This window comes from Bradyrhizobium sp. SZCCHNRI3043, assembly GCF_032377735.1.
GTDB lineage: Bacteria > Pseudomonadota > Alphaproteobacteria > Rhizobiales > Xanthobacteraceae > Bradyrhizobium.
The window spans coordinates 115,750-130,135 of record NZ_JAUHID010000010.1; the positions used below are offsets into that span (position 1 = coordinate 115,750).

The 14,386-nt window shown below is 66.4% G+C and carries 8 protein-coding genes and 2 pseudogenes; 1 reads left to right on the forward strand and 9 read right to left on the reverse strand.

Translation table 11 applies throughout. The features are described 5' to 3' along the window. Nucleotides 1-55 precede the first annotated feature (55 nt). A complete protein-coding gene (gene yghU / locus QX124_RS20480; protein WP_315798097.1) occupies nucleotides 56-931 on the reverse strand; it encodes a glutathione-dependent disulfide-bond oxidoreductase in 876 nt (291 codons plus the stop codon). A gap of 179 nt (nucleotides 932-1,110) precedes the next feature. Here yghU and QX124_RS20485 point away from each other — a divergent pair, with 179 nt between their 5' ends. Beyond that, nucleotides 1,111-2,622 (forward strand): acetyl-CoA acetyltransferase, encoded by a 1,512-nt coding sequence (locus QX124_RS20485; protein WP_315798098.1) that lies wholly within the window; start codon nucleotides 1,111-1,113, stop codon nucleotides 2,620-2,622. Nucleotides 2,623-2,637: 15 nt separating this feature from the next. On the opposite strand, the gene QX124_RS20490 is transcribed toward QX124_RS20485, so the two are convergent. The 8 genes and pseudogenes from QX124_RS20490 to QX124_RS20525 form a co-directional block, all read right to left on the reverse strand. After that, nucleotides 2,638-2,982, reverse strand: coding sequence for an antibiotic biosynthesis monooxygenase (locus QX124_RS20490; protein WP_315737246.1), 345 nt, complete (start codon nucleotides 2,980-2,982; stop codon nucleotides 2,638-2,640). A 113-nt stretch (nucleotides 2,983-3,095) separates the two neighbouring features. Beyond that, the gene (locus QX124_RS20495; RefSeq protein ID WP_315798099.1) at nucleotides 3,096-4,202 is read right to left on the reverse strand and encodes a tetratricopeptide repeat protein; all 1,107 of its coding nucleotides are present in this window, start codon (nucleotides 4,200-4,202) and stop codon (nucleotides 3,096-3,098) included. Nucleotides 4,203-4,241: 39 nt separating this feature from the next. Further along, a complete protein-coding gene (locus QX124_RS20500) occupies nucleotides 4,242-5,207 on the reverse strand; it encodes an MBL fold metallo-hydrolase (protein ID WP_315798100.1) in 966 nt (321 codons plus the stop codon). 350 nt (nucleotides 5,208-5,557) lie between these two features. Further along, nucleotides 5,558-7,249, reverse strand: coding sequence for a methyl-accepting chemotaxis protein (locus QX124_RS20505; protein ID WP_315798101.1), 1,692 nt, complete (start codon nucleotides 7,247-7,249; stop codon nucleotides 5,558-5,560). Nucleotides 7,250-7,467: 218 nt separating this feature from the next. Next, a pseudogene (locus tag QX124_RS20510) lies at nucleotides 7,468-8,124 on the reverse strand (methyl-accepting chemotaxis protein); the annotation flags it as partial. 180 nt (nucleotides 8,125-8,304) lie between these two features. Beyond that, nucleotides 8,305-9,909 carry an ABC transporter substrate-binding protein gene (locus QX124_RS20515; protein WP_315798102.1) on the reverse strand — a complete coding sequence of 535 codons (1,605 nt, stop codon included), beginning with the start codon at nucleotides 9,907-9,909 and terminating at the stop codon, nucleotides 8,305-8,307. 72 nt (nucleotides 9,910-9,981) lie between these two features. Then, a pseudogene (locus QX124_RS20520) lies at nucleotides 9,982-11,683 on the reverse strand (methyl-accepting chemotaxis protein). 528 nt (nucleotides 11,684-12,211) lie between these two features. Continuing rightward, nucleotides 12,212-14,239, reverse strand: a complete 2,028-nt coding sequence (locus tag QX124_RS20525) for a HAMP domain-containing methyl-accepting chemotaxis protein (RefSeq protein ID WP_315798103.1) — start codon at nucleotides 14,237-14,239, stop codon at nucleotides 12,212-12,214. Nucleotides 14,240-14,386: the final 147 nt, after the last annotated feature.

Here is a 14,386-nt window from a genome sequence, read left to right on the forward strand (position 1 = left end):
AGTCGTTGCACGCCGCGATGAGCTCGCCGCGCCTTTGTGCACCCTACACGCGCAACTACGTGCCCTGCCCGATCTTGTCCTGTGTCTTGGTGTCGAAGTCGCTGGCGTCGTGGCGCTCGTGGAGCTGGCTCTTTGGATCGCCGGAGACGCGGTTGACCATGCGGCCACGCTTCACAGGGGTGCGCTGCGCGATCTGGTCGGTCCAGCGCTGAACATTCCTGTAGTCCTGCACCGAGAGGAACTCGCCGCCTTCGTAGAGCAGGCCCTTGGCGAGCGCGCCGTACCACGGCCACACCGCGATGTCGGCGATGGTGTAGTCGGGGCCGGCGAGATACTCGCTTTCGGCGAGACGACGGTCGAGTACGTCGAGCTGGCGCTTCACCTCCATCGCGAAGCGGTCGATGGCATACTCGATCTTGGTCGGCGCATAGGCATAGAAGTGGCCGAAGCCGCCGCCGAGATAGGGCGCAGCTCCCATCTGCCAGAACAGCCAGGACAGGCATTCGGCTCGCTTGGCCGGCTCGGTCGGCAGGAAGGCGCCGAACTTCTCGGCCAGATACACCAGGATCGCACCGGACTCGAATACGCGGATCGGTTCGGTCCCGCTGCGATCCAGCAGCGCCGGGATCTTGGAATTGGGATTGATGGCGACGAAGCCCGAACCGAACTGATCGCCCTCGCCGATCCGGATCAGCCAGGCGTCGTATTCGGCGCCGCTGTGGCCGAGCGCCAGCAGCTCCTCGAGCATCACTGTGACCTTCACACCGTTGGGCGTTCCCAGAGAATAAAGCTGCAAGGGATGACGGCCGACAGGCAATTCCTTCTCGTGCGTCGGACCTGCGATCGGCCGGTTGATGTTGGCGAAGCGGCCGCCGCTGGCCTTGTTCCAGGTCCAGACCTTGGGCGGCACATAGCTGTTCTGTTCAGACACGGCAGACTCCGGCGTGAGCGTCAGGAGCGAGCGTTTTAGGCGCATCTGCCGTGAAGCGGAAGCCATGCTGCGCGCGGGCGCCATCAGCATTTTCTGCATTGCGCGGTCGAACCTGCGATGACAGAACGGAGACAAGATAACAATGACGGTCCGTCACGGGCCGGCTCTTGGAAACGCCGATGACTGCAAGTACCCTGCCCCCCGACCGCATTCCCGTGATCGTCGGCGTGGGCGAGATCGTCGATCGTCCCAAGGATATCGGCGACGGTCTCGAGCCGCTGACGCTGCTCGAACAGGCGATCCGCCGTGCGGAAAATGACGCGGGCGCCAAGCTCATCCACGACATCGGCTCGCTCGACGTCGTCAACTTCCTGAGCTGGCGCTACCGCGATCCCGAGCAGCTTCTCGCGCAGCGGCTCGGCGTGACGCCGGCGCACTGCCATTATGGTCCGGTCGGCGGCGAGAGCCCGATCCGCTTTCTGCACGAGGCCGCCTTGCGCATCGCGCGCGGCGAATGCGAGGTCGCCGTGGTCTGCGGCGCCGAGGCGCAATCGACCGCGACCAAGGCCGACCGCGCCGGCGTGCCCTTGCCGTGGACGCCGTTCGCCCACGACGTCGAGGAGCCGAAGCGCGGCGCCGCGTTCCAGAAGCCGCTGGCGGTGAAGCTCGGCGTATTCCGCCCGGTCTCGGTCTATCCGTTCTACGAGGTCGCGAGCGCGGCCAAATGGGGCCAGACGCCGCGGCAGGCGCTCGCCGAATCCGGCGAGCTGTGGTCGCGCTTTTCCGCGGTCGCCGCCTACAATCCCAACGCCTGGCTGAAGCGGCACTTCGCGCCCGAGGAGATCACGACTCCGTCGGCCGACAACCGCCCGATCGCCTGGCCCTACACCAAGCTGATGGTCGCCAATCCCATGGTCAACATGGGCGCGGCGCTGATCCTGACCAGCTTGGCCAAGGCGCGTGCGGCGGGCATTGCCGACAGCCGCATGATCTATCCGCTCGGTGGCGCAGCGGCGGAGGATCCGCGCGACTACCTCACGCGCGATCAGTTCGCCGAGAGTCATCCGCAGAACGCCGTGTTGCGGGCCGCAATGAACATCGTAGGCGGCAACGGCGCGGCGTTCGAGGTCATCGAGCTCTACAGCTGCTTTCCCTGCGTGCCGAAGATGGCACGGCGGATCCTCGGCCTCGGCGCCGACGTGGAGCCGACCGTGACCGGCGGGCTGACCTTCTTCGGCGCGCCGCTCAACACCTACATGACGCACGCCGCCTGCGCGATGGTGCGGCGGCTGCGCGGCGGCGCCAGGCGCGGCCTGCTGTACGGCCAGGGCGGCTTCGTCACCAAGCATCATGCGCTGGTGATCTCGCGCGAGCCGCCGTCGTCCCTGTCACAGGAGGTGAGCGTGCAGGCCGAGGCCAATCGGCATCGCGCCGCCGCGCCGGCGTTCGTCAGCGAAGCCGGCGGCGGTGGCCGGGTCGAAAGCTTCACCGTGCTGTTTGATCGCAACGGCGAGGTCGAGCATGGCGTTGCGATGCTGCGCACCGAGCAGGACACGCGCACGTTGGCGCGCGTTCCGGCGCAGGACGCAGCCACGCTGGCGCGGCTGATGGATCAGGACAGGACGCCGGTCGGCGCGCTCGGCACGATCACGATGGCCGCCGATGGTGTGCCGGAGTGGCGGACGAATTAGTTCGCTTCCGTCGCCTCACACCTCCCGGGCGTCACGCTGCCAGCGCGCATAGGCCGTGTCCCAATCAGGATCAGGATCGCTGTCCGCCACGAAGCCGAGCGTCCTGCCGCCGCCGAGGTCGCGGAAGCCGATCATGGCGCGGCGGTGCGCGCCGCTTCTGACATAGGCGCGCATGCTGGCTTCGTCGGTCCAGACCGTCAGCGTATGATAGATGCCATTCACCGGACGAAGCTCGACGCGCAGATTCCCGGGAGCCGCACGCGCCTGGCGGACGGCGCGCAACGTGTGCCACCAGAATCGCGCCAGCCGATTGAGGCCGCGATGCGGGCGGAAGCCGGTGACGGAAACGTAAACGCTCATGGCGCGCTCCTGGATCGCAGACCGCCGCGCAATGGAACGATCGCGCCGACGGGTGTGAGCACAACGCTGCTCGCCGTCTCCCGGATGTCGGAGCGCAGATCACGGTCCGGCGCTCAGCGCCCGCTACGCCTGGGCTTCGCGTCGGCAGGCACCGTGCCCGTGGTCTCCGCCGCCGCCGGAGGCGCGCCGTCGTCGCCGGCCAATTGCCGGTCGCGCCTGCGCGCGAGAGCCTCATCCCGCCGTGCGGCCGCGATCGCCAATTCCGGATCCAGCTTGAGGGCCTGGTTGAAGTCGGCGAGCGCGCGGTCGTAGCGCCCCTTCGCCAGCCACACCGCGCCACGGTCGCTGTACATTCCGGCATCGCTGAAGCCCATGCGCACGGCGTGGTCGAGATCGACGAGGGCCTCGTCGAGATCGCCCTTGCGCTGATGCGCGAGGCCACGATCGTGAAACAGCGCCGGGTCGTTCGGATCCAGCCGGATCGCCCGCTCAAAATCGCCAAGCGCGCGGTCGATGCGGCCCATGCGGACCAGATCCCTGGCGCGATAGCGATAGAGATCGGCATTGCGGGGCGCGAGCCGGATCGCTTCGTCGAAATCAGCGACAGCGCGCTCGAGATCGCCCTGCCGGCTGCGGTCCATCCCCCGCTTCAGGAAGGATGCGGCGGTCGTCGGTGCAGCCGGGACGACCTGCTCTGTGGCTCTCGGCTCTGCCGGCGGAGACAGCGCGGGGGCCTCCGCCTCCGGAGGCGGCACCGGCAGCACGGCTCCGGTCGCGTCTTGGACGGCAGGCGCCGGGACGGTCTCACCTGCGACCTTGCGCTGCGGCCCCGATCGGGCCTGCGGCGACGGTGTCACGATCGAGCGCGTCGCCGGACTGCTCATCCAATCACCGGCGGAGGGCAAGAGCAGAATCTCGAGGCCGATCAGGATCGCGCTGAGCACGGCGGTCGCCGCGGTGAACTGCAGGATGGCGTCCCAGCGTTCGCGGCGGACGCGGTCGCGCTCAGAAGCAAGATGGGCGTCGTATTCGGCGCGCAGGTCAGGGGCGCGCAGCACGTTGTAGGCGACGATGATCAACTTGAGCTGGTGCTCCGACGCCGGATCGGCGCCGCCCCGGAGGTCGGGATGGTGCGCCTTGGCGGCCTGACGGAATGCCCGCTTGATCGTGTCGAGATCGGCCCGCGGCGATACGCCGAGCACCTCATAATGCGTCGTCATGGCGCGATCCCGAGCCTCTCTTCCGAGGCCGGTTCGGGATCACGCGGGGAGCAGGTCGAGCGCATAATGGGCGCCATCGCGGGTGAGCCGACCGAACGCGGCCCACGGAAAATGAGATCCACAAACCAACATCTTTTCTGCAACGATACGATCGAGCAATCTGCGCCGGCTGACCTCGGCAGCCGCGCCGTCCTGGTCATAGGCGCCGTGCCATTCGGGATGGCGCAGGCACAACGCCGGCACATAGGCGGTGTCGCCCGAGATCATCAGTTGCTCCGCTCCGGAGCTGAGATGAAACGCGGTGTGCCCCGGCGTATGACCGGGGACGCTGACGAAGCGGATACCGGGCACCACCTCGTCCTCGCCCTCGACCGGCAGCACGTTCTTCCAGCCCGGGATCACGCTCTGGATGCGGCGCGCCAGCGACTGCCGCCACGGCGGCAGCCGGCTGGTCAGAGATGCATCGGTCCAGAATTTGTATTCGGCCGCAGCCACGATGATCTCGGCGGAGGGAAACACCGGCACGTTGGTGTCCTCGCCGAGCAGTCCGAAAATATGATCGGGATGGAAGTGCGAGATCAGGATGGTGTCGATGTCCTCCGGGCGAATGCCGGCTGCTTTCAGATTGTCCAGCAGGCGGCCCGAAATGAAGATCGAGTCGGAATTGTAGCCCTGGACCTGACCGCCGCCGCCGGCATCGCACAGCACGGTCTTGCCCTTCAGCCGCACCACGAAGGTGGAGATCGGGACCGGGACGAAGGCGGGGCTCAGACCCGCAGCGCGCAGTGCTTCCTTCACGTCGCTGATGCTGGCATTGTCGATGAAGCCGGCCTCGTGCGGCTTTTCCCATACACCGTCGTAGAGGGCGATCACCTCCGCCTCGCCGATCGTGATCCGGCGATAGCCGTGCGCGGGATCCTCAGTGCGGCGGCGCGGCTTGGCGGCAACCACGGCAAGCCCCGCATCGAGACCCAAGGCGACCGCGGCCGTCGCGGCCGTTAGCACCAGGGTCCTGCGCGAAGGTCTGCTCGCAATCACATTGCCTGCCACTAAATGTACCGCTGGTTGAATAAATATCTAACACAAGTTAATCTCTGCACCTTAGCGGGATTATGGCGCCACAACGGCCTTTCTGGCCGGGGCGTCAGGTGTGGGGAGTCTGCAACGGTGGGGGATGATCCGGTCGAGCGGGGCGCCGCCTGACGAACGGCGCACGCATGAGCGTCCACGTCGACGTGGTTCGCCGCGGCGTCATCGGCTGTGCCCGCGGCTATCGGTCGGGGCTGTGCCGTTCGACTATCGGACGCGACAGCGGGCAATCTCGGCCGCTGTCGCCGGCTTCGTTATCTCGCGGATCAGGCGGCGCGAACCGATTGCAGGAAACGGCCGACCTCCTGCTTGAGACGCTCGCTATCACCGGAGAGCTGGCGCGCGGCGCTGAGCACCTGCCCCGAGGTGTCGCCGGTCTCGCTGGCGCCGCGCTGGACGTTGGTGATGTTGGCGGACACCTGCTGTGTACCCGCGGCGGCGTGCTGGATGTTGCGCGAGATCTCGGCGGTCGCTGCGCCCTGCTCCTCGACCGCGGCCGCCACCGTCGCGGCGATCTCCGACAGCCGCTCGATCGTCGTCGAGATCTCCCTGATGGCGCCGACCGACTCCTGCGTGGCCCCCTGGATGCCGGAAATCTGTTGGCCGATCTCGCCGGTCGCCTTTGCAGTCTGCTCGGCCAGCGCCTTGACCTCGGAGGCGACGACGGCAAAGCCGCGGCCAGCCTCGCCCGCCCGCGCGGCCTCGATGGTGGCATTGAGCGCCAGCAGATTGGTCTGCCCGGCGATCGTGTTGATCAGCTCGACGACGTCGCCAATGCGGGTCGCCGCCTTCGACAGCTCGCCGACACGATCATTGGTGCGGCGCGCCTGCTCGACCGCATCGGAAGCGATGCGCGCGGACTCCTGCACCTGGCGGCTGATCTCACGGACCGACGAGGTGAGCTCCTCGGTCGCCGACGCCACGGCCTGAACATTGGCCGACGCCTCTTCGGAGGCCGCGGCAACAGTGGTGGAAAGCTCCTGCCCCCGCACGGCGGTGCTCGACAGCGAGTTGGCCGAGCTCTCGAGCTCGCTGGAGGCCGAGGACACCGTATTGACGATGTTACCGATGGCGCCTTCGAAACCGTTGGCGAGCTCCGACATCTCCCGCTTGCGCGCGGCGGCTGCGCGCCGCTCCTGCTCTCCGAGCTCCCTGTCGTTGAACCGCACCATCGTCTGAACGGTCTGCAGGTTACGCAAGGCGCGGCCGATCTCGTCGTCGCGCTCGATGCGCATGCGGGTGTCGAGCGTGCCCTGGGTGATGCTCTCCATCGTCTCGTTCAGATGATCGAGCGGCGCCACGATCACGTTCATCGTACGCAGCCCGACCAGACCACACAGCACGACACCAGCGGCAGCAATCGCCACGGCGGTCATTCCGGCGAGCCCGCCCTCCCCGAACGAGATGACGCCAAGCACGAGCAGGAACAGCGTCTGCAATCCGACCAGCGTTCGCAGCCTTGCCGCGATCGAGCCGGTGAACATCGAGAGATGGTCGAACACCGAGCGGCGGCGGACGATGCCGTCGTCGATCTTGTAACCATGCGGCCGCTTTTCGCGGATCGCCGCATAGACCTGCTCGGCCTCCGCGCGCTGGTCGGCGGGCAGCTTGGTGCGCACCGAGGTGTAGCCGACGACTTGGCCGTCTTTGCAGATCGGCGACGCCGTCGCCAGCACCCAGTAATAGTCGCCGTTCTTGCGGCGGTTCTTGACCGCGCCGACCCAGGGTCGGCCGGCCTTGAGCGTGGTCCAGAGATTGTCGAAGGCTTCAGGCGGCATGTCGGGATGACGCACGATGTTGTGCGGCTGCCCCATCAGCTCGGCTTCGGTGAAGCCGGCCGCGTCGACAAAATCCTGGTTGAAGAAGGTCAGCTTGCCCTTCGTGTCGGTCTTGGACACGATCAGCGTGTCATCCGTGATCGGATACTCGACGTTGGTGACCGGCAAATTCTTACGCATGGCGAGTCTTTCGAGCCATGCCGGCATCGGCATGGCTAATTTTGCTGCAAACGATGCGTCCATTGTCGCAGTCGCCGATTAACCTAAGATAAAGTGCCGCAACCGTTGAAATACGGATCGCTGGACCCCATTCATGGGCGGTTGCCGTTGTCCGGCGGGCAAAGCAAAGGGCGCAGCTTGCGCAGCCGCGCCCTCCTATCATCGGCGGCCGTGCGCACTCAGGCGGCGCGGACAGTCTCCAGGAATCGGCTGACTCCGGCCTTCGACCGGTTGCTGTCGGACGACAGCGCCTGCGCGGCGGACAACACCTCGGACGAGGCGGAGCCGGTTTCATTGGCGCCGCCCTGCACCTCGATGATGTTGGACCAGACGTCCTTGGTGCCCTGCGAGGCGTGCTGGACGTTGCGGGAGATCTCCTGCGTCGCCGCCCCCTGCTCCTCGACCGCAGCAGCGATGGTCGAGGCGATCTCCGAGAGCCGCTCGATGGTGCCGGAAATCTCCTTGATGGCGCCGACCGATTCCTGGGTCGCGCTCTGGATGCCGGAAATCTGCTGACCGATCTCGCCGGTCGCCTTCGAGGTCTGCCCGGCCAGCGCCTTGACCTCGGTGGCAACCACCGCGAAGCCGCGGCCGGCTTCGCCGGCGCGCGCCGCTTCGATGGTGGCCTTGAGCACCAGCACGTTGGCCTGGCCGGCGATGGTGTTGATGAGCTCGACGACGTCGCCGATCCGCGCGGCGGCCCTGGACAGCTCGCTCACCTGGTCGTTTGTCCGCCGCGCCCGGTTGACGGGCTCGCTCGCCATGCGGGCCGATTCCGGCACCTGGCGGCTGATCTCGGTCACCGAGGAGGACAGCTCCTCGGTGGCCGACGCGACCAGGAAACGTCCGACCTCGCGCCTGAGGGGGTGTCGCCCGACGGCATCTGCAGCCGACGGCCGAAGAAATCGCCGACAGCATCTCGATGATTGCGAGCTGCTGCATCTCGCGCTTGCGATGCGGCCGCCATGGGCCGCACATGCTGGCGCTCGCTCCCCCTTTTTATCCCGCGCTGCGGGTCACTCCAGCTCGATCGCCTGATAGGCGCCGGTCTCGTCGAGCGCCGTGCCCCAGATCTTGTGCGAGGCCTGATGTTCGGCGGGGCCGAAGTTGAGCAAGGCTCCAAGACCGAGATCGATGTTGCGCATCGACTCGAGGGTATCGATCAACCGCTCGGTATCGAGCTGCGGACCGGCCTTTTTAAGGGCTTGAATCAGGATGCTCGCCTCGATGTAGCCCTCGAGCGAGGTGTAGTCCGGCGGCTCGCCGGGGAAATGCTTCGCCAGCGCGGCCTTGTAGTCGAGCACCACGCTCGAATAGCCGGAGACGGCGGGAACGGTCTGGGTCACGATGACCCCGGAGGCGTATCGCGAACCAAGCAGCATGAGCTCGTTGGCAAGCGCCGATGCACCGACCGCCGACACATTGACGAAGACGACGCCGGGAAGCGCGTCGCGCGCCTTTTCGATGAACTTCGCTGCCGCGCGCGAAGTCGCGACCATGATGACCGCACGGACGGGCACCTTCTGTGCCTTGAGCTGGTTGATCGCGGGCTCCACATCCACGGTGTTGCGGGTGTAGTTGACGCGCAGGATCGCAGCGTCGCTGAGGCCCAGGACGCGAAATGCCTTCGCCACGCCGGCAAAGCCTGCATCCCCAAACGAATCGTCCTGCGCGAACAGCGCGATCTGGCGCGGCGGCACTCGGCGCAGCTTCACCAGGTAACGGACCAGCGCATCGGCTTCTTCCGAATAGCTCGGGCGATAGTTGAAGACGTAGCGGTCCGGCGGATCGTGGCGCGAGACGTTCGCACCGGTGTAGGGGCTGAAGAACAGCATCCGGCGCTCGAGCGAATATGGAATTGCAACGGCCGCGGTCACGGTCCCGAAACTGCCGACGAAGCCGAACACGCGCTCCTTCTCGTAGAGCTGCTTCATGGCATCGAGCGTGCGGTTCGGATCATAGCCGTCATCGGCGACGGCGAGCTTGAGCATCCGGCCATTGACCCCGCCGGCGTCGTTGGCATGGTTGAAGGCGGCTTCGATACCGACCTTGAGCAGACGTCCTGATTCCTTGTTCGCGCCCGACAGCGGCAAGACGCTGCCGAACGTGACGTCACGCTCCGTGACGCCGCGAACCGATGGAGCAGGCACAGCACTCGTCGCGCCAGCCGCAGCGACCGGGAGCGTCGCATCCGGCGGCGCGCCGGCCGCCGTTGCGGGTGCGCCGATCGATCGCTCGATCTCTCCGAGCTGGAGCTCGGCCCGTCGGCAGTCCTGGCGGCCACTCGCCACGGCCGCGCGACCGTCGGCGATGAAGCGGTCGAACTGGCGCGTCAGCTCGTTTCGATCGCCGTCGTTGTTCGAGGCCTCCCGGATGACGGCCTGGAACTTGCCGATGATGGCTTGGATACGCGGCCGAGGGATATCGCTACAGGCAAGGGCTGCCCCGATGACGGGACCGATCCTGCCACTGAGGTCGCGCACGACGGCGAGGTTGTCGCCGGGCGCTGCATGGATCGATGTAGTGAACATGAGGGCGAGGATGATCGCCGAGGAATTCGCGAACGATCGCATCCAGCTTACCACCTCGTGGCGGGGCCGGAAGTCAAGAAAGGTGATCATGGCGGAGCTTCAAACTCGTTGAGACACGTTGGTTGGATCGCTGATTTAGCTGATGAGATTGCTGCCGGCCTCTCAGGCCGCGCGGACCGTCTGCAGGAAGCGGCTGACCTCGCGCTTGAGGCGGTTGCTGTCTGTCGACAGACCCTGGGCCGCCTCCAGCACCTGGGTCGACGCCGAGCCGGTCTCGGTCGCGCCGCGCTGCACGTCGGTGATGTTGACGGAAACCTGCTGCGTGCCGTGCGCCGCCTGCTGCACGTTGCGCGAGATTTCCTTGGTCGCGGCGTTCTGCTCTTCGACGGCGGCAGCAATCGTCGAGGAAACCTCCGACAGCCGCTCGATGCTGCCGGAGATCAGCCTGATCGCCGCGACCGATTCCTGTGTCGCCGCCTGGATGCCGGCCACCTGCTGGCCGATCTCGTCGGTCGCCTTGGCGGTCTGCTCCGCCAGCGCCTTGACCTCGGCGGCGACCACGGCGAAGCCCCGCCCCGCCTCGCCGGCACGCGCCGCCTCGATGGTGGCGTTCAGCGCCAGCAGATTGGTCTGCCCGGCAATGCTGTTGATCAGCTCGACCACGTCGCCGATGCGGCTCGCCGCGCGCGACAGCTCGCTCACCCGCTCGTTGGTCTTCTTCGCCTGCTCGACCGCTTCATTGGCCATGCGCGCCGATTCATGCACCTGGCGGCCGATCTCGGTGACCGAGGACGTCATCTCCTCGGTGGCCGAGGCGACGGATTGCACGTTGGTGGACGCTTCCTCCGACGCGGCCGCCACCGTGGTTGCGAGCTCGCCGGCGCGGACCGCCGTCTTGCTCAACGTGTCCGCCGACACTTCCAGCCTGGACGAAGCCGACGAGACCGTCTCGACGATCTCGCCAACGGCGCTTTCGAAGTCGTCGGCCATCTTGTGCATGTCGGCCTTGCCGGGCCAGCGCCCGCTGCTCGGCTTCCTTCTGCTCCGCTTCCAGCGCGTGACGTGCGACCGCATTGCTCTTGAACACCTCGACGGCGCCGGCCATCTCGCCGATCTCGTCGCCGCGTCCCACGCCGGGGACCTCGACGTCGAGACGGCCGCCGGCGAGGCTCTTCATCGCGCTGGTCATGCGATGTAGCGGGTTGGTGATGCCGCGCCCGACGAGCGTCGACACGACGAGCAGGATCAGCAGCACGATCCCGGCCGCCGTCAACGACTGCCGCGTCGAGGCCCAGGCCTGCGCCGAGAGGTCATCGATATAGACGCCGGTTCCGACCAGCCAATTCCAGGGTGCGAACCCCGCGACATGGGTCAGCTTGGGCTGCGGCGTCTCGGAGCCGGGCTTCGGCCAATCGTAGTCGACGAAGCCGCGGCCATGCTGGCGAACCACATCGATCATCTCGATGAACAGCTTCTTGCCGTTCGGATCCTTCATGTCCGCGACGTCCTGCCCGACCAGCTTGGTCGAGATCGGATGCATCAGCATCTTCGCGGTCATGTCCGTGACGAAGAAATACTCATTGCCGCCATAACGCAGCTGGGAGGCGCGCTCGAGAGCGCGCTTCTGCGCCTCGGCGACCGAGATCGTCCCCTTCTGCGCGGCCGCATGCTCCTCGGCGAAGATGCCGAGCGCGAGCTCGGTCAGATGCCGGAGCTCGAGCTGCTTCTGCTGCTTGAGGCCTGCGGCGAGCTCGCGGGAATTGAAGGCAGTCAGGCCGATCAGGCCGAGGAAGCTCAGACCGATCAGGGCATAGATCTTGATCCCGATGGTGAGCTTGAGGCGATGGGGCATTGCAAAGGACATGTCGGTCTCCACGGCGCGACTCATGCTGGGGGCGCTCGGGGACAGATCACGTCGACGACGGGCGTGGGCTCGCCTCGTCGTCACGCAAACGGGCCCGCAGCCCACGCGTGGAAGCTACGGGAGCTAAAATTAAGTCTGGTTAAGACCATGTCCGTGCAAATACGGAGCAGCGATCGAAAAGTGATCGTTGCCCGTCCAGATCGGTAACGCGCTCCGGCTTGGCCGTGCGGCGCGTCATCTCATGCCGTGCGACCGAACGAGAGAAGCGCCGTTTGCCCGTGGGGCTCGACTGCGCGTTGGCCGCGAATGACCAGACCCTACACGCTGACTCTTAACGTAAGTTAAAAACGCAGATTGACTACGCAAGTTAGTTTTCCGGCGTCGATGTAGCGCGAACAGAAAAGCCGCGGGCGACGGGGCCGCGGACTGTCCCTGTTGGGCCAGAAAACGCAGAAGGCCGGAGCGTTCGATGCTCCGGCCTTCCAATCCCCCGCGCGACCAGCAGTTCGTCGCTTCCGCTGCTCAGCGTTACGCCGCCCGCACCGAGCCGAGGAAGCTCGCGACCTCCTGCTTGAGGCGATTGCTGTCGCCGGACAGCGCCTGTGCCGCTGAGAGCACCTGGGCCGAGGCCGACCCGGTCTCGGCCGCGCCGCGCTCGACATCGGCGATGTTGGACGAGACCTGCTGCGTGCCATGCGCGGCCTGCTGAACGTTGCGTGAGATCTCCTGCGTCGCCGCACCCTGCTCTTCGACAGCCGCTGCGATGGTCGAGGAGATTTCCGACAGCTTCTCGATCGTGGAGGAGATCTCCTTGATGGCGCTGACCGACTCCTGCGTCGCGACCTGGATGCTCGAGATCTGCTGGCCGATCTCGCCGGTTGCCTTCGCGGTCTGCTCCGCCAGCGCCTTGACCTCGGAGGCGACGACCGCGAAGCCGCGGCCGGCGTCGCCGGCGCGCGCCGCCTCGATGGTGGCGTTGAGCGCCAGCAGGTTGGTCTGGCCGGCAATCGTGTTGATCAGTTCGACGACATCGCCGATGCGGGTGGCAGCCTTGGACAGCTCGCTGACACGCCCGGTCGTGGTGCGGGCCTGGCCGACGGCGTCGTTGGCGATGCGCGCCGATTCCTGCACCTGACGGCTGATCTCGGTGACCGACGAGGCCATCTGCTCGGTCGCAGACGCCACCGACTGGACGTTGGTCGTGGCTTCCTCCGAGGCAGACGCAACCGCCGTCGTCAAGCCTTGCGAGCGCGTCGCGGCCTGGGTCAGCGTGGTGGCGGACTGCTCGAGCTGGCTCGAGGCCGACGAGACGGTGTTCACGATTTCGCCGACCGCGGCTTCGAACTGCTCGGCCAGCCGCTGCATGTCGGCCTTGCGCTGGCGCGCCGCGATCGCGTCCTGTGCATTCTTCGTTTCGGCCTCGGCACGCGCCTTCTCCTCCGCGTTGCCCCGGATCACCGTCACGGTCTTGGCAAGATCGCCGATCTCGTCGCCGCGCGATGCACCGGGGATGACGATGTCGAGCCGGCCACGCGCCATCTCACCGAGCGCCGCATTGAGCCGGGTCAACGGACGGGCGATTCCCAGGAACGAGAAGACGACCGAGCTGAGCACCGATGCCAGGACGGCCAGTCCGACGATCAGCATGATGCGGCTCGCCTGCGCGGCCACCTCGTCGGCATCAAATCTTGCGCTGGCGTTGCGCGCGCGGGCATCCTGGATCGCTGCCGTCATGAGTTCGCCGGCCTCGCCGAGATAGACCAGCGTACGGTCGCGCAGCACCGCTTCCTTGATTCCTTCGATCTTGACCACCTCGTCGTTCGCAGCGACGAAGTCCGACGCGATGCCGTTGAGCTTGCTGATCGTCGCCTGGATCTCGCGGTCATCGGCCAGCATGCGGGCATCGGTCAGCGAGCTCTTCAGGATCGGCACCGTCTGCTTCAGATGCGCGATCGTCACGGCATCCCCGGTCATGCCGAACCGCCAGGCCTGGGACCGCATGTAGTTCAGCTTGGCATCGGCCGCATGAAGCTGCCGCTCGACGCGCTCGCGGAAGGCAAGTTTCGGCAGCGCCGGCGAGGCGAGCAGCGCCTTGAGACCGTTGGTCCACTCGTTGGAGACAGCGCTCCGCTTGTCGATCTGCAGCAGCAGCGCCTTCTGCGCCTGGGCAAGCTCCACCGCGCCGGCGGCGTAGTTCGTCATCAGCTCCTTGAGCCGGCTCAGCCGAGACCGATTTTCGGCCGTCGCCACGTTCGCAAGGGCGCCGTCGATGTCCGTGACCATCGCGGCCGAGAACTGCTGAATGTCGGCAGCGGCCTTCTCGGCATCGGCCGGCACCCGCGCCAGCCGGGCCGAGCGGCCCGCGAGCTGGGTCTGCTGCATGTTGATGCTGGCCGACATGACGCTCTCGACCACGCGCCGGGAGCTCTCCGCCCGCTGATTGGCTTCGTTGACCGCTCTCTCGGCAATCATCTGATTTGCGATCATGCCGACCGCGAGAGATGCGCCGATGGCGCCAGCAAGCCCGAGTTTGTAGCCGATCCGATTCAGTTTCATTGCCCTACCCACAGATGGACGCGTCACGCGACGGTCCGTACCGGAGGTATAGCGGTGAGGTCCCTAGAGACCGTTAATTTACGGGAGTTATCGGGCATTACACGCAAAAAACTTCTGCTTTTTCAGTGTGCGTCCCGATGCTTATGG